Raw genomic sequence first — 23,283 nt, 5'->3', positions numbered from 1 at the left:
TGGAAGTGATTATTAATGCTAAATCAAGAATTCGCGACAAATACAGAATCAGAACTACGTGTGCGTTATAACGATATTACACGTGGTGTCTATTTTATAGGAACAACTCCGCCTAAAACCAATACGTCTTTAGATGAAGTAGAAGGCATTGCTGATCGATTAGTGAATCGTATTAAAGATCTCGCCATTGATGGATTAATTGTTTACGACATTCAAGATGAAGTTTCGCGTACTAAAAAACCACGTCCATTTCCGTTCAAATCGACTCATGATCCTCGTTATTATTCTTCATTGTTGAATAAAAAAACAGGGCGACCAGTGATCACTTATAAAAGCGTAGTGCAATCAGAAACCGAAGCTTTTGATGAGTGGTTAAATGAAGCATGGCATGAGTATCAAGTACGTGACATTGTGCTGGTTGGCAGCCCATCGGCTAAGAATGAAGTGTCGTTACCGTTATCTACGGCTTATCAAGCATTGGCTGAGCATCAAAATAACTTTTTTACTGGCGGTATTATGATCGCTGAGCGCCATGCTAAAAAAGGTAATGAGCATGCGCGGCTAATTGAAAAATATCAGCAAGGGTGTAATTTCTTTATTTCTCAAGCTATTTATGACACCCAAGCAACGATTGATATTTTGACCCGCTATGCGATTGAATGTAAGCAGGATGGACTTAAACCACAGCGTATTCTATTAACGTTTTCGCCTTGTGGCAGTGCTAAAACATTAGAATTTATAGAGTGGTTAGGTGTGAGTGTGCCGGAAGCAACGAGCTTACGTATTCTTAATGCGACCAATCCGTTACATGAATCGATTAAAATGTGCTGCAATAGCCTCAATCAAATCTTAGATGCGGTGGTTGAATATGATTTGCCGTTGGGATTGAACATTGAGAGTTTAACTAATCGTAAAGAAGAAATTGATGGTTCAATTTTATTGTATAAATTATTACGAGCGTCAATGGACAGTCATTTAGCTAAACATGAATTTCGAACATTGCAGAGAAATACGATCACAGCACAGTAGTGACTCAATCGTGTACCAATTATTGTTGGGCTTTTGGGTGAAAAATAAAGCCCATACTATTATTACTTTTGGCAAGTAAAACGTATGGGCTTATTAGATCGAAAAATAGGTATTAGATCGTTACATTAAACCTAAAATAGACCACCAGATAATACCTGAAGCCATAAAAATGATTGCACCGCCAACAGAGATAATAAAGCCTATTTTCATCCACTGTTTATCATTGTGATATTGATAGCCCATCAGTAATGGGTTGCGAGCATGGCTGTAGGTCGTAAGGTTACATCCGATATTGGTAATACCCGCAACGGCTAAAATAGAAATAAGTGGATTAACACCTAATGCCATTAACGAGCCGATAATAACCGGGCCTAAAGCGACAACTTTTGCTGTACCTGAAGCAAAAAAGTAGGCTGTAATCAGGTAGAAAATCATCATTACAATCAAAATAATGGTTGGACTTGCATGGCCCATATGTTGACTGATTAAATCCGATACACCATGACCAACCCAAGCAGTAAAGCCGAGTTTTTTAAGTTGACTGGCTAATCCCATTAATACGGCAAACCAAATCAGCGTATCCCATGCGCCTTTTTCAGATTTGACATCATCCCAGTTTAAAACGCCTAAGATTAATAACGCTGATAAACCGATAAATGCTGATGTCGTTGAGTGTAAATGCAGTGACTGTCCGCCAACCCACATAATAATTAATGCGATAAAAACCGCGATTAACTTCCACTCAGCAAGGCTAACAGGCCCTAAATGCAATAATGCCTGTTTTGCATAAGCGGGTGCTTGTGGTGTGTGTTTGGTATCTGGATCGATAAATTTAAATAAGATGAACGGCATTGTTAGCAGTAAAATTGCTGCTGGTAGCAGTAAATATAGCGCCCAGTGACTAAAGGTCATATTAATACCTGCCACTGAAGCGGCAATACCCACTAAGGCGAGGTTACCTGCAAATCCTGTTTGAAAACCAACTGCAGATGCATCGTTCATTGCGCTTACCGAAGAGATTAGGTATTGACCCAATTTGCGGTCATCTTTGTTGATGACTTTCGCAAGTGAGTCGGCAATAGGAGAGATAATTGCTGAACGAGCGGTATTACTGGGTGTAGCGGGTGCGATAAGAAAATCAGCAATACCTAAGCAATAAGCTATACGTAAAGAGGATTGACCAAACCAGCTTAGTAAAATAAGGGCTATGCGTTTACCTAATCCTGTTTTAGCAAAGGCACGTGCAATCATAAATGCAATTACAATCAGCCAAATAAGAACGTTATTAAAATTGCTGGTGGCCGCCATAATCGCAGCTTTTGCGGACGTTTCTCCGCCGGCATGAAGCAGTGCATAAGCGGAAACCGCAATAATGGCAACGGCACCTGTTGGTAATACATTAATAACGATAGCAACAATCGTTGCAACAAAAATAATCGCAGTATGAAACGCTGCCATATTTAATGCTGGAGGTATGCTGATAAAGTGCCAACAGAGAGTACTTAGCACCACAATGATTATTGCTGGAATAATTTTGATGGCAAAGAAGGGCGCGCGCGTGGGGAGTGTGGTTTTATTCGTGGTTGTAGCTGTCATGATAATCTTATATAGATATATTACATTCCAATATAGTATATAAAATTCAAATAATTCTCACTTTTAAATCATTCGATGTCTATATTAATGATGGTATTTATATCTCATATCAAAAATAACGTACTTTATTAAAAAAAAACGCCACTCAAATACTTTCAATTAGAAAGAGACAGTTAAAGTGGCGTTTAAATAATAAACAAAACTAGGTAGTCATGCCATTTTGTTTGTTGTTACTATTTATATTAATAAGTGGTTTTTATCGTTGTGCTGTTTAGCTTAGATCTAATCTGCACTTGGTTGGTTAGCAGTATCTTACGAGCAATTATGTAATGAGTAAAATGAACGTTTTTAATTTTATAAATGCATTTTGTGCATATATTGCTTTGTGATAAATTTTTTATAAAATACAATAGATTAGAAAAAAGGTATAGTTAGAGTAAGTGGAATAGATATTGTGTTGTTATCACAGCAAGGAGAGCACGTGAATTGGAATCAAAGAAAGAGCGGTAAAAACACACGAAGCTCTTATCGATTAATGTATTGGTCAGTGCTCGGTGCTGTTAATGTATTATCGGGCTGTAACTTGGTTTATTGGGATGAAGATTTTGATAGTTATCATGAGTTATCAAAAACCAATCCTTATCCTTATCATCAAGTGGATGTTTACGATCCCAAAACCGATCACAATCGTAATGAGATACAAGTCTTAAACAGTGGCGTGGTCGCATTACAGATGCGTATCGATATGATTCGCCGTGCGCAACGAAGCATTGAAGTTGAATATTTTATTTTCTCGCCTGATTTAAGTGGCAAGATTATTGTTCAAGAGTTAGTGGTTGCCGCTAAACGTGGCGTTAATGTGCGTTTATTAATTGATAAGTCAGCGACTGTCTTTGAGTTTGATGAGTTTTATGCGCAGGCGTTAAAGCAATATAATATTGAAGTTCGTTATTATAATGCTGCACCAATTTATTATATTTCAACGATTAATTTTCGAAATCATCGTAAATTGCTGGTGGTTGATGATCGTGAGGCGATCACTGGTGGACGTAATATAGAAAACGATTATTTTGATTTATCGACGCATTATAATTTTCTTGATCGAGATTTATATGTTGAAGGCTCGATTGTGCCTGCAATGCGTACTTCTTTTGATGCCTTTTATGATCATAGTATTAGTGAACGTTTTCAAACACCTCAAAAACCGACTTATCGCGTTGAGTTACAAAAATATGAGCGACGAATAGCACAAGCTGCTGATTTTTTAGCATCCAATGAGGCTGAAAGAGCTGCTAGAATTAAAATTGAAGCCATTGCGCGTCCTCTATTATTACAAAAAAAACGCTATTTATGTCCTGAAACGACCTTTACGACAGATGCGCCCGGTGGTTCATTTTGGACGCGCTTTAAAGATCCCTATAGCGATAATTATCGATTTTTACGTAAAACTATTTTTGATAAAGTTATGTCAGTTGATCAAGAGTTAATCTTAGCATCGCCTTATTTACTCAATAATCGTAAATCTGAGCACCTCATGCAAACGATGTTAGATAAACAGGTTAAATTAACCCTTTATACCAATTCATTGTCATCGACAGACGCCTCTTATGTTGCCGCACAATTGTATCAACATGTTTATGATTGGCAAAAATTAGGTATTACGACTTATGTACATGCTGGTGAGTGGCTTGCTGAGACGGATGTGGTTTTCCCCGAAACGAAGCTAGCTCGATGGGGCATGCATGCAAAAACTCAGGTTTATAAACGCAGTAATGGTAATGAAGTGATGGTTGGAACTTATAATATTGATAATCGCTCAAATCATTATAATACTGAAATGGGACTTTTTTGTAAGGGTAATAATGACCTCGTTCAAGCTATAGAATCCAGTATTTTATCCCGAGCTCAGCAAGGCTATACCATTATTGCTGAGAATGAAGCGATTGATAAAAAAGGTAATAAAGTTAATGTGTATGGTGCAGGTAATCCCGATATCACTAAGATGAAATATATGTGGTTACCATCATGGATGTTTAATTTTTTACTCTAACTGATTGTTATTCGTTCTTGATTTTAGCCATAACTTCTCACCTGTGGTTAAGATCAAGTACAACAAGCTGTATTCATTCCTCATTTTTATCTATCTCCTTAGTTGAAATAATGATCGTTGTATTGATGGTTAAGTTTATTTATCACATTTATCAATAGCGTTAAAATTGCTTATTTAGGCATTAATGCGATATTAACCTGATTGATTTTACTTATTTAATAGCAGGCTATAATCCTGATTATAGTGTCTATATAAGAATAATATTGTGGTTTATTGTTGATGCTTATCGATATGAATATATTCTATTATATAAATTTATAGCCATTGAATAGTATGCGCATGTTGTTTTAGATAATTTTAATAGCATTATTTTACTTTAAAGTGGTTTTTGGTGGTAATTATTATCATTTGAGCGTGTTTTTTAGCTATTTATTTTTATATTTTTGGCTCAGATTTAGTTAACGATTAAATATTTAAAATTAAAACATATTAATCTAGTTATGTTTATTATTTTAGTTATTAGTTTTATCTTAATGCTGTTTTTGTGGTTTTTTATTCTTAAATACGCTTGTAACAAAATGTTTCAGTTTGTTTGTGATTATTTCTTAGCTCTTGTTTATTCAATGTGTTAGCTCTATGACGTAATATTTCAAAAAGATCATCTATTGAAAGATATTATGTTGTACTTTATAACTTAGGGGGAATTTAGATATTGAATAAATAGTGATAAATAAGGAATAGTTATGAGTAGGGATGTGAGTACTTTTATGGGGCATCCAAAGGGATTGTTCTTGTTGTTCAGTACTGAATTGTGGGAGCGTTTTTGTTATTACGGCATGCGCGCTATTCTTGTTTTGTATTTAACAGATAAAACAATGAATGGCGGCTTTGGTTGGACAACTAAAGATGCGCTTAGTCTATACGCGACATATACTGGCCTTGTTTATTTAACTCCTCTTATCGGTGGTTGGATTGCTGATAACTTTTTAGGTCAACGCCGCTGTGTCATTCTCGGTGGTATATGCATGGCCATTGCCCAATTTATTCTTGCGCTACCTAATTCTATTGTTGGTACCTCTGCATTAAGCGCATTTTATTGTGGTTTGGGATTGATGATTATTGGTAATGGTTTGTTTAAGGCCAATATCTCTACCATGGTTGGCGATCTTTATCCTGAAGGTGATAACCGTCGTGATGGTGCTTTTACCATTTTCTATATGGGTATTAACCTAGGATCTTTACTCGCAGGTGTTATTGCAGGTACAGCCGTTAGTTTTTGGGGTTGGAAAGCTGGTTTTGCAGCATCAGGTATTGGTATGTTAATGAGCTTACTTTTACAGCTAGTGTTTGCTAAACGTCTATTGGGTAATATCGGTATAGAGCCAGCAGCAAAACGCGACGCAGCGGATAATGCTTCAGGTAAGAAAGAACCTTTAACTGCTGTTGAACGCGACCGAATGAAAGTGATCATGTTCCTTGGCCTATTTGTTGTCGTTTTTTGGGCTGGTTTTGAACAAGCTGGTGGCTTGATGAATATCTTCACTCAAGAATATACTGATCGTATGATTGGCAATTTTGAAGTGCCTGCGGCTTGGTTCCAATCACTGAACCCTTTCTTTATTATTACACTAGCACCTATTATTGCAGCCTTTTGGATTAAATTAGGCCCAAAAGAGCCAAGCTCACCGATAAAGTTTGTCTTTGCATTATTGTTCCTTGCGATTGGTTTTCTGTTTATGGTGGGAGCGGTAATGCAGCAAGGTGGTGATTTAAGTGTGAAAACATCAATGTTATGGTTAGTGGGAGCCTATTTCTTTCATACTTTAGGTGAGCTGTGTATTTCACCGATTGGCTTATCAATGGTAACTAAACTGGCACCATTACGTTTATGCTCATTACTGATGGGCGTGTGGTTTGCATTTAACGCATTAGCGAACTACGTTGCAGGTATCGTTGGTTCACATGTGGGTGATGCTGGTGCGCTACATATCTTTGCGGGTATTGCTATTGCGGCTGTTGTTTCAGCGATTATTTTGTTTTTATTCTCAAATAAGTTGATTCAATGGATGCATGGTGCAGAAGACCATCTTGTTGAAAAGAAAGAAGCAGTTATTGCTGAAATCTAACCAATGCACCACGACTAATCACGAATAAAAAAACCGATAGTAGTATTCTATTTTGAATCCATACTATCGGTTTATTTTTTAGTGGTGTTAACTGTGTTTTTTTACTGCTTATTAGTAGATTTTATGCGAGTTTTTTTAATCGGTATACCATCCACAGAGTAAGCGCAGCACTACAGAGTGGTAATGCAAGCCAGACGCCATTAACCCCAACGCTATATGCAAGCACAAAAATAGCGATTGAAATTAAAATCAATTTACCACCTGTTAGTAGCGAGGCTTCTTTAGGCATATTAATTGCCTGAAAGTAGGTTGCACCAACCAGTAATACGCCTTCAAAAGGCAGACCCCAAAAGTATAACGACATCCCTTTGATGGCTTCAGGTTGTAGTGTTGGATTATCACCCACAAACATATACACCACGATTTCCGGAATACTGTATAAAGTGATCACGCCAATTGCTGCAATTAACAAGGTGGTTATAAATGCAAGATTACGAATTTTCTTAACCCGATCTTTAAGTCCTGCACCAGTATTAAAACTCACTAGAGGTTGGGTGCCTAAAGCAATACCTTCAAAAACCAAGTAAAAAAGTGCCTCGGTGTAACTTACAATACTGTAAGCGGCAACATGGATCGGTTTTCCAACGAGCAGGAATGCTTTGTTGTGTAGGATCAATACGACAGACAGGTACATGTACATTAATAAACTTGATGTGCCTAACTTAAGAATTTGTAACACAGTATCAAGTTTGATTTTAAGGCTATCCCATCCAATACGTAATTGGGTTTTATCAGAGAAGAAATGCTGTAAACATAATAGGCATGTAGCAGCTTGCGATAACATGGTCGCAATGGCTGCACCGGTTAATCCCCATGGAATAACGACAATAAACAACCAATCTAAAAAGATATTTAGTACGCCGCCAAAGATCATTATTAGTGTAACGCGATTAGGTTGACCATCGTTACGTAGCAATGCCGAAAATGCCATAGAAATAATAGCAAAGCTGCCCATGATGAAGTACCAAAACAGGTAGTCTGTCGCCATGGTGAGTATATGGCCTTTAGCACCTATCCAAACTAGGATGTCTTGTCCAAACAGTAATCCGAGAGAACAAAAAATTATAGCGGCAATAATACACAGGGTTAGTGCATTACCTACGATTTGGCGGGCTTGTTGGGTATTATCTTGACCCATTTTGATGGAGACTAACGCTGATGCTCCCATACCAATCATGGCACCGACAGCATATAAAATAGAGCCAATCGGGTAGCCGAGCATAATAGCAGCAAGACCATCTTCACCAATGAAATGACCCACAAACATGCCATCGACAACAACATAGATGCCAGTGATAAGCATCGCGGCAATCGTTGGTAAGGTATAACGCCAAAAAAGGCGAAAAATTGAATCATCACGTAAAGATAATGGTTGAGTTGTTGATACTGTCATCGGACAAATTCCATGTGAACCGCAGAAGTAGGTGCAAAATTTTGCGCATTGTCTGTGTATTCAGAGGCTTAGTCAATCCAATAAACGGTATTTATGGCGTAGAGGTCACGTGATTTGAGTATTATTCTGTAATTTGTAAATCCACCAAGCAACAACAACGATAGTGTTGCTCGGTGGATCTTTGTGACACTGTAATGGTTTCCATAAAATGGGCGTATATGGATAGGATTAGGTTGGATTGTTGATTAATTCAATGGCGTGTTGATCATCATGGGTTACTGTTATTTTGATATTTTTTTGCTCGATATAGCGGTTCTTGATGGTGGTATAGGTAAAAACACCAATAAAATTAATGGTTAATAATAATATAATTGTTGGCCCCGGCGCGCTATCGATAAAGAAGCTAAGATACATGCCAAAAAAAGCATTGGTGACTGAAATTAATAATGCCAGTCCTACCATTGTTTGAAAACGGCTTGTGAGCATAAAGGCTGTGGCTCCTGGTGCAATGAGCATTGAGATGACTAAAATCATTCCAACTGCTTTTAAGGCTGCAACAATGGTTAAAGACAGTAAAGCTAGCAAGCTGTAGTGTAATACTTTAGTCGGTAAACCAATGGCTTGTGCGTGTTGATGGTCAAAAATAAAGACTAATAAATCTTTGCCTTTAAATATGGCAAACATAATAACAGCCAACGTAATGACACCTGCTTCACCAATATCACGCCAGCTAACGCCTAAAGGATCACCAAAAAGAATATGATCTAAATGGATATTACTGTGTACCTTGGTCATTAAAACGATACCAAATGCAAACATTGACGAAAAGACCACCCCCATAATGGTGTCTTCTTTAATACGGCTATTTTCTTTTAAATAACCTGTCGCAAGAGCGCAAAACATACCTGCACCAAAGGCACCTAATGCAAAGGGAATCGCTAATACATAGGCAATCACAATTCCGGGTAATACCGAATGTGAAATAGCATCACCCATCAATGACCAGCCTTTTAGCACTAAAAAGCATGAAAGCAGTGCGGTTGGAATGGCGACCAATAATACAATTAAAAAGGCTTGCTGCATGAAGGTAAAGCTAAAAGGGGAAAGCAGTACATCTAAAAAATCAGCCATGGGATATCACTCCTGTTTCGATGTTTGATACATCTTTTGATAAGGGTGTTAATGCGCGTTTTGCACTGCGCATACTGGCTAATTTTCCGTGTTTGGGCGCAAAAAAGAATGCAACTAAAAAACACATTGCCTGCAACAAGACAATAACGCCACCGGTTGCCCCATCAAGGAAGTAGCTTAAATAAGCCCCTATAAATGAACATCCAGTCCCAAGGCAAACGCTATAGATAATAACGTGTGAAAACTTATCACTCAGTAAATATGCCGTGGCTCCAGGGATCACGACCATTGCTATTACTAAAAAAGCACCGACAGTTTGTAGCGCGGCAACGGTTGATGCACTGAGAAGGGCAAAGAAAACAATTTTTAGTACTGTTGGATTTAAACCGATTGATTTGGCATGATTTTCATCAAAGAACACCACCATGAAGTCTTTCCATTTCGCCAATAAAACAGCGAAAGAGACGCCACCAATAATGACAATTTGTAATGTGTCGATAGGCGTTATTGCTAAAATATTACCCATTACAATGGTCTGAATATTAACGGCTGTGGGGTAGAGAGAGACTAAAAATAGCCCTAACCCAAAAAAAGAGGTAAAGATAAGCCCAATGATCGCATCTTCTTTTAACTTACTGCGCTGGCTTAAAAAAAACATTGCTGCTGCCGCTAAACCGCCAGAAATGAAGGCACCAAATGCAAATGGCAGCCCTAACATATAAGCGCCAGCGACCCCCGGTACAATGGAATGTGATAAGGCGTCGCCAATTAATGACCAACCTTTAAGCATGAGATAGGTTGATAGGAAAGCACACACACCACCAATTAATGCACTGACCCACATCGCATTGATCATGTAATTATAGTGAAAGGGTTCCATTAAATAGTTCATGTTAGTTCCTTAGCTATTGCCGTACATGACAATGGGACGTTTATGATCCGACAATACGTTCACTTGACGTTTATCATCATCGTGATGAAGATCTTTACCACCCAAAATAAAGTGCCGAAGTACGCCTCCAAACGCAATTTTAAGGTTATCAGGGGTGAAAATGTCTGCTGTCAGTCCTGATGCTAAAATGGTTTTATTTATCAATACGGTGCGATCACAAAAATCAGGAACACTGCCTAAATTATGTGTAGAAACTAACATTACTTTACCTTCATCACGTAGCGCGCGTAGTAATGCCATAATTTGCTCTTCTGTTTGTACATCGACCCCAGTAAAGGGTTCATCCAATAGAATAACTTTACTTTCTTGGGCGAGGGCGCGTGCAAGAAAAACCCGTTTACGTTGTCCACCTGACAGCTCGCCAATTTGACGTTTTCGATAAGGCACCATGTTGACTCTCTCTAATGCCGAAGTCACTTGTTGGTGATCTTCTGCACGAGGAATACGGAACATATTCATGTAGCCATAACGACCCATCATCACTACATCTTCAACAAGAACGGGGAAATTCCAGTCTATTTCTTCACTTTGTGGCACATAGGCGACAATGTTTTGTTTCAGAGCACGTTTAGCTGCCATGCCCATAATGTTAACTTCCCCTTGGCTTACGGGGACAAACCCCATAATCGATTTAAATAAGGTTGATTTACCGCTGCCATTTACACCAACTAATGCTGCGATTGAGCCTTGTGGAATAGTAAAACTGGCATTATGTAATGCGGTATGGCCATTACGGTAGGTAACTGTGACGTTATCGATAATTAATCCAGACATTATTGATTTAATCCTTGCGCGATAGTGGTTGAGGTAACGGCTAATAAATCAAGGTAAGTCGGTACAGGCCCGGTGCTATTGCTCAGTGAATCAACATATAACACGCCAGCATAGTGAGCGCCGGTTTCTCTGGCGACTTGCTGTGCAGGTTTGGGTGATACCGTGCTTTCACTAAAAACGGCGTCGATATTGTGCGCGCGTACCTGATCGATAACATGGCGGACTTGTTGAGGTGTTCCTTGTGCGTCTGCATTAATCGGCCATAGGAACAGTTCATTAAGGTTAAAGTCTCGGGCTAAATAACTAAATGCACCTTCACTGGTGACTAACCACCGTTTTTGGGGAGGTAGTTTGTCAATTTGCACACGGATAGGATCAATAGTTTGTTGAATTTGTTGTTTATAATTTGCGGCATTACGGTTATAGGTTGCGGCATTTTTAGGATCGAATTTAACGAAGGCTTGTCGAATATTTTCTACATAGATGATGCCATTGGTCGGCGACATCCACGCATGCGGGTTAGGTTTGCCATCATAAGGACCTTGGGTGATATTCAACGGTGAAATATTGGTTGATACAACAGCAGAAGGTACATCATGAAGGTTATGGAAAAACTTCTCAAACCATAACTCAAGATTAAGACCATTATATAAAATCAAATCAGCACCTTGTGCGCGTCGAATATCACCCGGTGTCGCTTGATAATTATGAATTTCAGCATTAGGTTTGGTAATTGATGTGACGGTGGCGGCATCACCCGCAACATTTTGTGCCATATCGGCAATAATGGTGAAGGTGGTAACGACTTTAAATTTATCGTCGGCTTGTGCTTGAGTACTTATACCCAGCATTGAAAGTGAGAGTGCGATGATAGAAAGATGTTTTGAAAAAGGTGGTGTTAATAAATTGGTCACTAAATTGTCCCTATATGAAAATCCTATGTCTTATAGAGTTATAACAAAGCAATCAAGTAAATACAAATGATTATCATTTGTATTTGTTGTTTATGAGTAATGACAGAAGAAGATAAAGGTAGCAACTGTAAAGCAACGAATGTTAGCGGTTAGATGTTTTTGATATAGGCTTAGCTGTATATACGGTGTATTTTTTAGCTAGCCATGCTTTTAGCTTTTGTTGACGGCAATAAAGTAAAAACGCACATATTAAGAGGTAAATAGAGGGTTCAATCAGACCTGATTTTACCGACCAATAGTAATGAATAGGGCTTAATAGGAGGGCAAAATAAACCCAATTATGCAGTTTTTGCCAAGATTTACCTAAGCGGCGTTGTATTGATTTAGGTGATGTTAGCGCGAGCAGTAATAAAATAGTCCAACTTACTGCGCCGATAGCGAGATAAGGGCGTTTAATTATTTCACTGCCTAATAACGCCCAATCAAAATTGAGATCTAAAGCAAGATAGGCGCTAAGGTGCAAGATAACCCAAAAGAAACTGTATAGCCCTAGTAGTCGTCTTAGGCGAATTAATCCGCCTTGCTTATATCGTTTCGCTAATGGCGATAATAATAAAGTGAGGATCAAGGTATTTAATCCTGCTTTGCCGGTGAAATGTTCAATACCCTTGATGGGATCTGCACCAAAACCACCGTTAAGGGTGTTATAAACCAACACCGCAACAAAAAATAATGAAATAGCATGAATAACGCCTTTCATTACCAGAATGCGTGTGGGAGTGAGGCGGTATTGTTGAACATGACGAGTGAACATTAGTAGTTCCTTTTTAAATCCATACCTTTATATAACGAAGCGACTTCTTCAGCATAACCGTTAAACATTAATGTCGGTTGGCGACGACTACTAAAGACATTACCTTCACCGATAAACCGTTCGCTCGCTTGGCTCCAACGTGGATGATCTACCTCAGGGTTAACATTGGCATAAAAGCCATACTCACTAGCAGCAAGGCGATTCCAGGTTGTTGGCGGTTGTTGATCGGTTAAGTGGATCCGTACGATAGATTTAATACTTTTAAAACCATATTTCCACGGTACAACAAGTCGTAGTGGCGCACCATTTTGTGGGGCTAATGTTTTGCCATATAACCCAACCGAGATCATTGTCAGTGGATGCATTGCCTCATCAATACGAAGTCCTTCTACATAAGGGTATTCAATGCCGCCACCAAGACGTGATGATGCTTGCCCTGGCATTTGTTTTGGGTCGTATAAGGTTTCAAAAGCAACGTATTTAGCTCGCTGTTGAGGATCGGCTTTTTTAATGATGTCGCGCAAACTAAAACCGATCCAAGGAATATTCATCGACCATGCTTCAACACACCGTAGGCGATATATACGCTCTTCTAAAGTAAATTGCTTGAATAAGTCATCGTAGTCGAGTGTAAACGGCTTATTTACCATGCCATCAATCGTGACATTCCATGGATCAGTAATAAATTTTTCTGCTCGTATGGCAGGAGAGGACTTATCGGTTCCAAATTCATAGAAATTATTGTAATTAAGTATTTTATCTTCAGGTGTTAGAGACAATGCAGGGTTAGATAAAGACGAATTGGCGCCGTTAAGCTGCCGACGCTGATCAACAGCTTCTTCTTGTGGTGATGAGATAAAATCAAATAACCCAGCATTAGCATTGGTTGATAGTGGTAATCCAACAGCAACAATGCCTAGTTTTTTTAAAATATCTCGGCGTTGGTGGTATACCGTTTCTGGTGTTACTTGGCTTTCTGATAGTGCCCAGCGAGGACGTATTTTTATTTGCATTAAGGTACCTACTGTTATTTTAAATTGATAATAATTCTTATTTAATTAGACCGTCAGCAAGGTGTAAAAATTTCAGCGGCAGATGGTTTTTATTGCTGCTTATAAAATAGATCAATAAAAACAATTGACTAAAAATAGGCTTTAGGCGGTTATAATAGTCTTTAAATTATAATGTTAAATGTCCAAATATGGATGGGGATCGATGAGTGCGATTAATAGTTTTAATGCCAGTATTGAATTACAGCATATTTATCTAGAAGTATATTCTGAGCGCTATTGTCATTTACGGACGTTTTTGGAGTCTTATTATTGTTATCAACATGGATTAGTGACTAAACAAGGAAAGCCAGATTGGGTACAAATTTTTAATGTTGGGCTGCGAACGGTTGCAGCAACTCACATTAAGGAACGGAAATTGCTTGTTAGAGAGATGATGGTGCCATTATCGGTGATGATGGGACATTTAAAAGCATTAGTACGTGATGATGAGGCAGCGATTGATAATATTCAGGCTGTTATTGATGAGTATCTTGAATACGTCATCATGACAAGAGATGAATACAAGGCGTTAGTGGGAGCTGGATTAAAAGAGGCGATGCCAGCAAGTTATTATCAACCATTACATGAAGATTACCGTTGCATGAATGCTCGTTTTGATGTGGCAGGAATCACATTATTGAGGTTGTGATAGCGTTTAGTGTTGTTGGTTAGTTGAATCACCTTAGGGCTCGGTATAGTCTAGCTTACATGTGTACGCTGAAAAATAAGGTGAAAAAGGATGATACCTCAACAGCAAAAACCGCCCATTATTTGGTTGAACATGGCTTTATTCACACTGACATTTGCTATTGCAGTCATTGGTGTACCGTTATATTTCTATTTTTATCAACTTGATCTGATGCTTGTCGTTGTGACGATCGTGGCATTTTGCTGTTGTGGTATGTCAATTACGGCAGGGTACCACCGCTTATGGGCCCATCAAAGTTATCAAGCAAATCGCTTTTTGCGAGTAATATTTGCTCTTGGTGGTGCATTTGCATTGCAAAATAGTATTCTGCATTGGTGTTCTGATCATCGCGTGCATCACCGTTATGTTGATGATAACCTCAAAGATCCCTATTCAGCGAAAATGGGGTTCTTTTATAGCCATATAGGTTGGATGTTAAGACACTATCAGGCGAGTCGTTACCATGATTATTCAAATTGTGAAGACTTACAGCAAGATCCCATCGTAGTTTGGCAACATAAATACTATTTTTTATTGGCTGTGATAATGAATATTGGCGTACCTGTTACGATAGGACTGTTGTTAGGTAATCTATGGGGAGCATTATTATTCATTGGCGTATTACGGCTAGTATTGAGTCACCATACCACCTTTTTTATTAATTCATTGGCACATAAATGGGGCTCTCAGCCTTATACCGATAGAAACACTGCTCGTGATAACGGTGTCATTGCATGGTTAACATTTGGTGAGGGTTACCATAATTATCATCATATCTTTGAAAATGATTACCGTAATGGTATTCGCTGGTGGCAGTTTGATCCGACTAAATGGTTGATTAAAGGCTGTTCATGGCTTGGGTGGACAACAAATTTGAAGGTTATACCTGCAGATAGGATTGAAAAAACCCGTGCAAAAATGGAATTTACGCGGCTGAAATATAAATTGAAAACATTACCGAATAACAGTGCACGTTTACTACAGTTACAAGCTGAGTATGAAGCGTTGATTAGTAAAATATCTGATTATTATCAAGTAAAAAAACGCTTAATAGATTTGCAACAAAAAAAATTAGCCAATGATTATGAGAATTTTGAATTTATGCAGCAGTATGAATCGATTCAGCATAAATTGAAACAACAACGCCGTGATTGGAAATATTTAGTACAGCAATATACTGTTTAATAGTAGCTAATCGTAATAGAGCTGTTAGATCTGACTAAGATTTAACAGCTCTTTTTTGTGAGCCGTTATAATTATAATAACGCCATTTATATACTTGATGAGCATATGGTGATAAGTGTGATTGTAGATATACTATTACCTATAAGCTAGTAGATTAAAATGATATCAAGTAGTATGGAGATAAAGCTTAAAAACACATGTAATAATTAGATATAGTTATTGTATGGATAATTAATTACAGCGTTTTACATCCATTATTGAATGTTTGTAAGATCTTAACTGGAGATATTGTCGTGTACCGCGCATTACTTTTGTCACTCACATGTTTAGCCTCATCCGCAGCGCATGCAATTGAATATAAACTACCTACCGATGGTAGTAATATCGTCGGTACAACAGAATATTATGAAGTAAAGCAAGGTGATAGTCTTGCTGATATAGCTAATAAGTATAATGTCGGGTTTCTTGGTATGATGGCCGCTAATAAAGGCGTTGATCCATTTTTACCTCAACCTGGAAAGTTATTACAAATACCAACTCAAGTTGTACTGCCAGATGTTGCTCATAAAGGCATTGTGGTTAACCTCGCAGAATTACGTCTTTACTATTTTCCTAAAAATGATGCATCGATTGTTTATATTTTTCCTATTGGTATTGGTCGAGTTGGCCGTGAAACGCCGAATATGACGACATCTATTAGTGAAAAAGTCAAAAATCCAACGTGGACACCACCGGCATCTATTCGTAAAGAGCATGCAGCAAGGGGAGATATCTTACCTGCAGTTGTACCTGCTGGTCCTGATAATCCATTAGGCGATTATAAAATGCGACTTGCTTATGGTCATGGTGAATACCTTATTCATGGAACCAATAAAGATTTTGGTATCGGTATGCGAGTAAGTGGTGGTTGTATTCGTATGAACCCTTGGGATGTTGAATGGTTATTTCCACATGTTGCACTGGGTACTCAAGTTCAAATTATTAATCAACCCGTAAAGACATCACGAGATTCAGATGGCGAGTTGATCGTTGAAGTTCATGCTCCGTTGTCTAAAGATGAATCTCAAATGGGTATTAAAAAGAATATTGACGCACCTAAAACGTTGTTAGAGGGTGTTGAAGGCGATACAAAGGCGACACAACGTTTATATTCTGAATTAGATAAACAATCAGGATTGCCTGCTATTTTAAAATCGTAATCAATAGTTATTTTATATATAAACGAGATAGTGATATCTCGTTTTTTTTTGTCCTCTATTTAACGTTGTGACAATACCACTGCTACGCAATAGCTGATGAGTGTTGACAGCAATTGTTAGTATAAATGTTCATGGGAGTGATAGTGATAGTGATAGGGTATCGATGTTTTTAATTCTCATATGACGAACTAATATTATGAGTATAAGAATAAAGTGATTTTAATTAATTACGCGTGTTATTTGGGGCCGTAAATTATCCATGATAATGACTGGCTATTTATACGTTAGAATTATGAATTATTTTTGGTTTGTATTGAATGTAATATGATAGTTTTTTTTTGCGTATTTCTTACTTATCTTTTCTTAAGATAAATAAAAAGAGACGGTATAAACCATCTCTTTAGGTATTTTACGACTAAGTATTGATTACTTAGTGTATGAACCAGCAATGTGGTCAATACGCTTATTAGCACGCATTGCTTCTTGGTATGCTGCGTCAGATGCTGCACGAGAATCATTTACTGCGCCTACGATTTGGTCTTGTTGACCTTGTAGAGCACTAACTTGTGAAGAAAGAGTGTCAACTTTGTTAGTTAGTTGCTGCATTTGACTTACTTCATCAGAGCTTGAACAACCGACTAGTGAAGCACTTAGTAAAACACCAGCTAAGATAGATACAGTACGTTTCATTTTTATATAATCTCCATATTGATTTAGCCACTACAACTGTTGAATAAAGTTTGAGTTGGCAAATTCATTATGGCATAACTTGTTATAATTGCTCATTAATTTTTTTTGGTTAAGGAAAAAAAATCCGATTAAGTTCGCATTTTTGAATAAAAAAAGTACATATTTAACCATTTTTTTGCATTTATATTTAATCGTGAACAAGCATAAAGCCGCTTAATATAAGGAGTTACAAGTAATTTCTTGTTTTTAGGAACAGACAAAGTCAGGGTAATGTAAATTTTTGCCAACACTCAAATAAATAACATAATAGATTAAATAATGAACAAAAAATCAGTGTTCAAAAACAAATCTTATTTATATTATGTGATGAAAAAATAGAGAGGATAATTATAAAACCTCATACATATGAATCGCGTGTAATATAAGTGTTAATGTATTGGTTGTTATTTTCTCTTGGTTAGTTATTTATTGTTGCGGTTATTTTAGGGATTGTAGCGATTAATTGAGAAGGGCTAGCCATGTGAGGGAGTTTTTTAATTAGTTCTCCCGTTGGTTTTAAGAAATAAAAATAAGAATTGTGATCTATAACGTATTTTATTTCAGAATTCTCTAATGTGTTTTTAATATGAAGTACGCCGTATTTATCGGCTAATGCTTTAATTTGCTGTTCTGTTCCGGTTGCTCCTGTAATAGCGGCATCAAAATAGGCTGCATATTGTGAACTTTTATTGGCCGTGTCACGATGAGGATCAAGAGAAATAAAAACTGGCCATAATTTATCCCGTTGTTGTTGAGGAATTGCTTTTAAAGCGGCACCCAATACAGCGAGTGATGTCGGACATACATCGGGACATTGAGTATAACCAAAATAGACTAAACGTATGCGCTTGTCCTCTGGATCAAATAAGTCGATGACTTGTGTACCGGACTCTAAAAAATTCATTGGATAGTAAGGTTCACGGGCAATATCAGGATCATTGCTATCCATCACGTAGCGGGTAAAGAGTCCTGCTACTAAAGCAAGAGCAAGGATAATCCATTGGTATTTCATTCATTCGTCCTTAAATATTCCCTTGATAATCTATTAGGGATAAACGAATTATGAATAGAGATACCTATAAAAGGTAGATGCGGAGTGATTTTTTGTGATGTCACAACATAGATAGTAAAAAAAGAATAAAAAAAGTAGCCACTTGGGCTACTTTGATATGTTACTTAGTGATTACAGTTAATCGTCGTTACGTTCAGCGTACTTTTCAAGTCCCCATACGACAGCAAGCCCTAAGATCATTGCAATAATAGCGTAACCTAACAATGCAGGGTGTCCTGTAACATGCTCATAGCTAAACGGAGAAAGATTGTGTTCAATAAGTGGTACTTGCTCACCATGTGAGTTTGTACGCCATGAGATCACTTCTTTCCACGGCCATATTTTGCTTAGTGTACCGATCATCAAACCAGTAAGGAAAGTAAGCGCAATATCACGATAACTACGTAACACCCATGATAAGACATGAGAGAAGGTGAGTAGCCCAAGCACACAACCGACGGCAAAAATACCAAGAGTGGTGACATCAACGGATTTTGCAGCCGCAAGGATTGGCGCATACATACCAAGTAGTAATAAAATAAAACTACCTGAAATACCCGGTAGAATCATTGCACAAATCGCAATAGCGCCAGCAATAAGTAGATTTAATGGTGTTGGATCCATAGCAACAGGATGCAGAACGGTAATACCATAAGCAAAGCCAACCCCAATGGCTATCGAAATAATGCGGCTTATTTTCCAACTGTCTACCTGTTTAAGCATATGAATGACAGAAATTATGATTAAACCGAAGAAAAATGACCAAAGTGGAATTGGGTGGGTATGAAGCATCCAAGTGATCAATTTAGCAAACGTAAAGATACTTGTTAAAATACCGCCAAAAAGACAAATTAAAAATGTCCCATTAACATGCTCAAATGCGCTCTTGATACCACCTTTACGGATGACTCCGATGAGGCTTGGATTTATACGACGAATACTTTCAAGCAGCGTATCGTAAATGCCTGTGATGAATGCGATAGTACCGCCTGACACGCCAGGAACAACATCAGCTGCACCCATTGCCATGCCTTTTAAAAAGGTTGATATTTTACTCATTGGATTCCGTAACTGTGATAGCTGAATAATTTAGGTTGAACATTATACAGCGAACTATTAAAAACCACTATTAAATCATAAATATAGTATTTGTTTATAGGTCATCAAATAAACATATGAATAGTAGATATTTTTGGGTTAATTATAATGACACAGCATATTATTTGTCGTGTGGTTTTTATGTCAATTTAGCATGATAGTTAATTCGCTGAGAAGGTTGTTTGTAACATTGATTCAGCTAAGAGAGTAAATCGTTGGCAAGGTTGGGGGTCAAAAGTGATGGAAAAAGGAGAGAGGGCGATAATACGCAATAGTTTTTCTTCAGATTGTTGTTTTATAACAATACGTTGCTCGGTATTGAAATAATGTAAGATAGGAGAAACTAACGTATTGTCTATTTGTTGTAATGAGTAATAGCACTGATTAATCGCAATATTATTAGTAATCAATGTGATTGCTGTTATTAATGGTATTCGATCCTTTTGAGTATGGGTTGCTGCTAGTCTGTCCCAATGCGCTGCTGCTAAAACGCCCATCGCCACATATTCAGGTCGCTTATATTGAGTAAGTAATAGCCGTTCATAGTCATCTCTTACATTATTGTTATTTATATCGATAAGTTGATCATTATTGGTCGGCAATGCTGTAAAGGAATGCAAAGGTGCATTATAAGGGCGTGGAACTTGACTAGAACTGACTTTTTTCAAGGCTAAAATCGCCAATGCATGATATTCATTTAATGGTAATTCAACAGTATGTTGTGTTAATGGCTGTGGTGATAATTTTATGACGGTTTTTGAGGGTGAAGCAAGTACCGAACCTGTTACTAACACCATCATAATAATGGAAAAACAAAATAAAAAACGATCAGACGGAAAAAGTAGACGCATATAATTAACAGCATTGACAATAGAATTGTAAGTATCTGAATTATTATTATAAATAACAAATATATTACTTTATTCTGTGATGGTTGTTGGAGCACAGTGCGTTGTTGGCTCCAAAAGGACAACGATAACGAGGTATTAGCCGCAATTTTTATAAAAGGATGGTTAATCTATTGGATGAATATCTATATGTTTTACAATATTCAGCAGTAAGCTGTTCAGCTAATATTTAGCATTGATCGCTATACTATCGTTATAGAAACAAAGGGTTAATTCCTCAGGCTTGTAATAAAAGCAGATGGTATTTATTGACTGCAATAAGTTACAGTGTAGCTGGATCAGTGGTGTAATATGCCAAAACATATCTTTGAATTATTATTGACCGTTGGTGCAATAGTGCTTGCTGTCAGTATATTTATGCTTATCGTTATCCATTAGTTTTTGAAGCCGCTATCAGTAGATAATACTTATAGCGGCTTTTTACTGTATTTTTAAAATAAAAAAGCACAATCTATTATTCCAGATTAAATAGTGCGTAACAGGCTATATTCTGGGGGGTTAATTATATAAATAGCTATTTATGGTTATTTTTTAGAGTTAATCTCTATAAATATCATTTTTATAGTATATGAGAATAGCTACTATTAATCATATTGTCATTGGGTTTATTAACTATAATTATTTTATAACAATGAGTTATATTTAATTTTTGGATAGATAAAGATTGAGTTTCATAAGTGAAATCTTTTACTCCATATATACAAGCTAGCATTTAGATGGGAAAATACCCTCAGAGACTATATTAAAGCGTTTTATGGCTATTATAAGTGAGGAAAAAGATGATATTTGGGTTGATTATGTTGTTATCCATTGTGGCGGGCATACTATCAGGTGCTCATTTTCATTCATTCATGGCAGGCTTTGGTATTGCCGCTATAGCGATAGGAACCGCTTATTGGTTAGCTTTTCGTGCAACACGTTACCCACAATTAGCATTATTGATGTTACTCGTTGCGATGACGGTTAAATTGGTAATTACGGTAATGGGAGTAATGTGGGTTGTTAAAGCGAATATAATCAGTTCACCCTTTGTATTTTCATTATCTTATCTATTTTTCTCGATTGTTGTTACTTATGGTTATTTTAAATTACGTGAGTATCAAATGTCTGTTGCAGCAAAACGCAATACTGTTGTTTTCTCTACTTCAATGCCAACTTCTACAGCATTGGCGCCAGCAACGGGTGCAACTGCGAAAATTTAATTATGATTAGCTTGATGATAGTGTCTCGTCCTAAAATAGATTAATAGTATTAAAAAAGGCTGCGGTTCAATGAACGGCAGCCTTTTTCTTTCTCGAATATTAATCTAACAAATTAGAATGCTTTTTTACCCATTTGGTAAACATGCTTCACTTGGTTATCATCTGAAAGTAAGGTGATGTTAGCTTTGTAACCTGCTTTTAATAAGCCGTAGTCACTATCAACCTTGATTGCTTTTGCTGGGTATAATGTTGCCATACGCAGTGCTTCTTCAAGCGAAAGACCAACGTGATCCATCAGGTTGTTGATACCTTGAATCATAGTAACCGCTGAGCCTGCGATAGTACCGTCTTTGAAATGACATTTACCGTCAGTGACATAAGCGTGTAAACCTGCCATATCAAACTCAGTCATGTCAGTGCCAGCAGGAGCTACGGCATCTGTTACCATAAATAGTTGCTCGCCTAAAATTTCGTGAGCGATACGCACTGATGGGTAAGAAGCATGAATACCATCAACAATAATACCTGCATGCGGTTTTTTATCGAAAATGTAACCTACAACACCTGGTTCACGAGAACCTAGTGGCGTCATTGCATTATAAAGGTGAGTAGCCATGGTTAGGCCTTCTTTCTCTGCAACTTGCTCGTAGGTTGCATTGGTATGACCTAGTGAAACAGTAATACCAGCATTACGTACAATATCAATGACTTCTTGTGATGTGTTTTCAGGTGCTACTGTTAACACACAGATTTTGTCTGCATTATCAGCTAAATATTGTGCTGTTTTGTTGTCTAGTTCACGAATGAATTCTTCACGGTGTGCGCCTTTCTTTTCAGTGCTGATGAAAGGACCTTCTAGGTGTAAACCTAAAACACCAAGTTGTGCAGGATCTGCAATAGAATCTACCATGTTAAGTACTTCAACCATTGACTCAGCATCGCTGGTAATAAAGGTTGGTAAAAACTGTGTAGTACCACTTTTTAGGTTAGCTTGATTCATGATATCAAGTGTTTCTTTGGTGATTGCAGTGTTAAGTAATACACCGCCACAGCCATTTAGCTGTACATCAATAAAACCAGGAGAAGCTAACAAGCCTTTTGCGTCAAACGTTTCTGCGGGTAATTCACTTGCTGAAATCTCTGACATTGGAGCGATACGTGAAATAATATCGTTTTCAATAAAGATGGCTTGGTTTTGTTGAATAGTTTTGCCATCAAATACGTTGGTGTTAATAATTGCAAACATTTGATTACTCACTTTAAGTTTTATAGTCTGATGATTAATCTGCAGACAAAGTAGTGATTTTACTCTATATCGAGTGTGTCTCATCT

At 37.5% G+C, this 23,283-nt stretch carries 20 protein-coding genes; 7 read left to right on the top strand and 13 right to left on the bottom strand.

The window, feature by feature from the left end:
* Positions 1 to 15 precede the first annotated feature (15 nt).
* Complete coding sequence (locus tag BTO21_RS14225) at positions 16 to 1,029, top strand: methylenetetrahydrofolate reductase (RefSeq protein ID WP_045027300.1); 1,014 nt, start codon at positions 16 to 18, stop codon at positions 1,027 to 1,029.
* A 120-nt stretch (positions 1,030 to 1,149) separates the two neighbouring features.
* Here the strand turns inward: BTO21_RS14225 and BTO21_RS14220 are convergent, their stop codons facing one another.
* Positions 1,150 to 2,625: a DASS family sodium-coupled anion symporter gene (locus tag BTO21_RS14220; RefSeq protein WP_045027298.1), complete on the bottom strand. Its 1,476-nt coding sequence runs from the start codon at positions 2,623 to 2,625 to the stop codon at positions 1,150 to 1,152.
* Positions 2,626 to 3,106: 481 nt separating this feature from the next.
* On the opposite strand from BTO21_RS14220, the gene BTO21_RS14215 reads away from it, so the two are divergent.
* Both BTO21_RS14215 and BTO21_RS14210 read left to right on the top strand, forming a co-directional pair.
* Positions 3,107 to 4,675, top strand: a complete 1,569-nt coding sequence (locus BTO21_RS14215) for a phospholipase D family protein (RefSeq protein ID WP_232610435.1) — start codon at positions 3,107 to 3,109, stop codon at positions 4,673 to 4,675.
* Between the two features lie 743 nt (positions 4,676 to 5,418).
* Positions 5,419 to 6,801, top strand: coding sequence for a peptide MFS transporter (locus BTO21_RS14210; RefSeq protein WP_045027295.1), 1,383 nt, complete (start codon positions 5,419 to 5,421; stop codon positions 6,799 to 6,801).
* Positions 6,802 to 6,922: 121 nt separating this feature from the next.
* On the opposite strand, the gene BTO21_RS14205 is transcribed toward BTO21_RS14210, so the two are convergent.
* From BTO21_RS14205 to msrP, 7 genes are all read right to left on the bottom strand, one after another.
* The gene (locus BTO21_RS14205) at positions 6,923 to 8,254 is read right to left on the bottom strand and encodes an MATE family efflux transporter (protein WP_045027293.1); all 1,332 of its coding nucleotides are present in this window, start codon (positions 8,252 to 8,254) and stop codon (positions 6,923 to 6,925) included.
* A 228-nt stretch (positions 8,255 to 8,482) separates the two neighbouring features.
* Positions 8,483 to 9,385, bottom strand: coding sequence for a metal ABC transporter permease (locus BTO21_RS14200; RefSeq protein WP_065192037.1), 903 nt, complete (start codon positions 9,383 to 9,385; stop codon positions 8,483 to 8,485).
* Entirely contained in the window at positions 9,378 to 10,277 is a 900-nt protein-coding gene (locus BTO21_RS14195) for a metal ABC transporter permease (protein WP_105026877.1), read from the bottom strand. Before BTO21_RS14195 ends, BTO21_RS14200 begins: the two co-directional genes overlap by 8 nt.
* Positions 10,278 to 10,286: 9 nt before the next feature.
* Entirely contained in the window at positions 10,287 to 11,111 is an 825-nt protein-coding gene (locus tag BTO21_RS14190) for a manganese/iron ABC transporter ATP-binding protein (protein WP_045027290.1), read from the bottom strand.
* Positions 11,111 to 11,962: a metal ABC transporter substrate-binding protein gene (locus BTO21_RS14185; protein ID WP_045027432.1), complete on the bottom strand. Its 852-nt coding sequence runs from the start codon at positions 11,960 to 11,962 to the stop codon at positions 11,111 to 11,113. The genes BTO21_RS14190 and BTO21_RS14185 overlap by 1 nt, the downstream gene beginning before the upstream one ends.
* 205 nt (positions 11,963 to 12,167) lie before the next feature.
* Positions 12,168 to 12,839, bottom strand: a complete 672-nt coding sequence (gene msrQ, locus BTO21_RS14180; protein ID WP_045027288.1) for a protein-methionine-sulfoxide reductase heme-binding subunit MsrQ — start codon at positions 12,837 to 12,839, stop codon at positions 12,168 to 12,170.
* On the bottom strand, positions 12,839 to 13,852 hold the full coding sequence (gene msrP, locus BTO21_RS14175) for a protein-methionine-sulfoxide reductase catalytic subunit MsrP (protein ID WP_045027287.1): 1,014 nt from the start codon (positions 13,850 to 13,852) through the stop codon (positions 12,839 to 12,841). The genes msrQ and msrP overlap by 1 nt, the downstream gene beginning before the upstream one ends.
* 202 nt (positions 13,853 to 14,054) lie before the next feature.
* Here msrP and BTO21_RS14170 point away from each other — a divergent pair, with 202 nt between their 5' ends.
* The 3 genes from BTO21_RS14170 (at position 14,055) to BTO21_RS14160 (ending at position 16,963) form a co-directional block, all read left to right on the top strand.
* Complete coding sequence (locus tag BTO21_RS14170; RefSeq protein WP_045027285.1) at positions 14,055 to 14,540, top strand: hypothetical protein; 486 nt, start codon at positions 14,055 to 14,057, stop codon at positions 14,538 to 14,540.
* Positions 14,541 to 14,630: 90 nt separating this feature from the next.
* Positions 14,631 to 15,764, top strand: a complete 1,134-nt coding sequence (locus BTO21_RS14165) for an acyl-CoA desaturase (RefSeq protein ID WP_105026876.1) — start codon at positions 14,631 to 14,633, stop codon at positions 15,762 to 15,764.
* A 293-nt stretch (positions 15,765 to 16,057) separates the two neighbouring features.
* The gene (locus BTO21_RS14160; RefSeq protein ID WP_045027283.1) at positions 16,058 to 16,963 is read left to right on the top strand and encodes a L,D-transpeptidase family protein; all 906 of its coding nucleotides are present in this window, start codon (positions 16,058 to 16,060) and stop codon (positions 16,961 to 16,963) included.
* Positions 16,964 to 17,389: 426 nt separating this feature from the next.
* Here BTO21_RS14160 and BTO21_RS14155 read toward each other — a convergent pair whose 3' ends face one another.
* From BTO21_RS14155 to BTO21_RS14140, 4 genes are all read right to left on the bottom strand, one after another.
* The gene (locus tag BTO21_RS14155; RefSeq protein WP_045027282.1) at positions 17,390 to 17,653 is read right to left on the bottom strand and encodes an Lpp/OprI family alanine-zipper lipoprotein; all 264 of its coding nucleotides are present in this window, start codon (positions 17,651 to 17,653) and stop codon (positions 17,390 to 17,392) included.
* A 457-nt stretch (positions 17,654 to 18,110) separates the two neighbouring features.
* Positions 18,111 to 18,704 (bottom strand): SCO family protein, encoded by a 594-nt coding sequence (locus BTO21_RS14150; RefSeq protein WP_045027280.1) that lies wholly within the window; start codon positions 18,702 to 18,704, stop codon positions 18,111 to 18,113.
* 177 nt (positions 18,705 to 18,881) lie between these two features.
* Positions 18,882 to 19,802, bottom strand: a complete 921-nt coding sequence (locus BTO21_RS14145) for a polyprenyl-phosphate transporter (RefSeq protein ID WP_045027279.1) — start codon at positions 19,800 to 19,802, stop codon at positions 18,882 to 18,884.
* A 200-nt stretch (positions 19,803 to 20,002) separates the two neighbouring features.
* Complete coding sequence (locus BTO21_RS14140; RefSeq protein WP_105026875.1) at positions 20,003 to 20,692, bottom strand: hypothetical protein; 690 nt, start codon at positions 20,690 to 20,692, stop codon at positions 20,003 to 20,005.
* An 836-nt stretch (positions 20,693 to 21,528) separates the two neighbouring features.
* Between BTO21_RS14140 and BTO21_RS14135 the strand changes: the two genes are divergently transcribed.
* Positions 21,529 to 21,951 (top strand): hypothetical protein, encoded by a 423-nt coding sequence (locus tag BTO21_RS14135; protein WP_045027276.1) that lies wholly within the window; start codon positions 21,529 to 21,531, stop codon positions 21,949 to 21,951.
* 112 nt (positions 21,952 to 22,063) lie between these two features.
* Here BTO21_RS14135 and nagA read toward each other — a convergent pair whose 3' ends face one another.
* Positions 22,064 to 23,197, bottom strand: coding sequence for an N-acetylglucosamine-6-phosphate deacetylase (gene nagA / locus BTO21_RS14130; protein ID WP_045027274.1), 1,134 nt, complete (start codon positions 23,195 to 23,197; stop codon positions 22,064 to 22,066).
* Positions 23,198 to 23,283: the final 86 nt, after the last annotated feature.

Source organism: Photobacterium phosphoreum (assembly GCF_002954725.1).
Taxonomy (GTDB): domain Bacteria; phylum Pseudomonadota; class Gammaproteobacteria; order Enterobacterales; family Vibrionaceae; genus Photobacterium; species Photobacterium phosphoreum.
The sequence above is the reverse complement of the archived record's forward strand: the minus strand, read 5'-3'. Positions and strand labels throughout refer to the sequence as shown.